The 631-nt window shown below is 65.5% G+C and carries 1 protein-coding gene; it reads left to right on the forward strand.

All coding sequences use genetic code 11. The annotated features are described in order from the left end of the window. Positions 1–175: 175 nt before the first annotated feature. On the forward strand, positions 176–631 hold a 456-nt coding region (locus RKE40_RS29660), incomplete at its 3' end, for an NAD-dependent epimerase/dehydratase family protein (RefSeq protein WP_316021741.1).

Here is a 631-nt window from a genome sequence, read left to right on the forward strand (position 1 = left end):
TCGCCGAGCTGATGGTCGACGCCGACGTGGAGGCACTGGACAAGCGTCCGGAGTGGATCGACTCCGTCAACCTGGTCTCGTGGACATCCGAACCATCACTGGTCGGCAAGTGACGACCGCGACCGACCCTCGGCAGTATGTCCCGGCACAGCTCGACCGGGACGCCACCTTCTACGTGGCCGGCCATCGCGGGCTCGTGGGCTCGGCCATCGTCCGAAAGCTGAAGGCCGAGGGCTTCACCGAGGTGGTCGGCAAGACGTCCACGGAACTCGACCTGAAGAATCGTGACGCGGTCTTCGCCTACATGTCAGACATCAGGCCGCGATACCTCGTGCTCGCCGCCGCGAAGGTCGGCGGCATCCTGGCGAACAGCACCTACCCGGTCGACTTCCTCAGCGACAACCTCCGCATCCAGTCGAACGTGCTCGACGCGGCACTGGCGAACGACGTCGAACGGGTCGCCTTCCTCGGGTCGTCGTGCATCTACCCGAAGTTCGCCGAGCAGCCGATCCGCGAGGACGCGTTGCTCACCGGTCACCTGGAGCCGACCAACGACGCGTACGCGATCGCGAAGATCGCCGGCATCCTGAACATCCAGGCTGTGCGTCGCCAGTACGGGCTGCCGTGGATC

It is taken from the genome of Allobosea rubneri (assembly GCF_032464875.1).
Taxonomy (GTDB): domain Bacteria; phylum Pseudomonadota; class Alphaproteobacteria; order Rhizobiales; family Beijerinckiaceae; genus Allobosea; species Allobosea rubneri.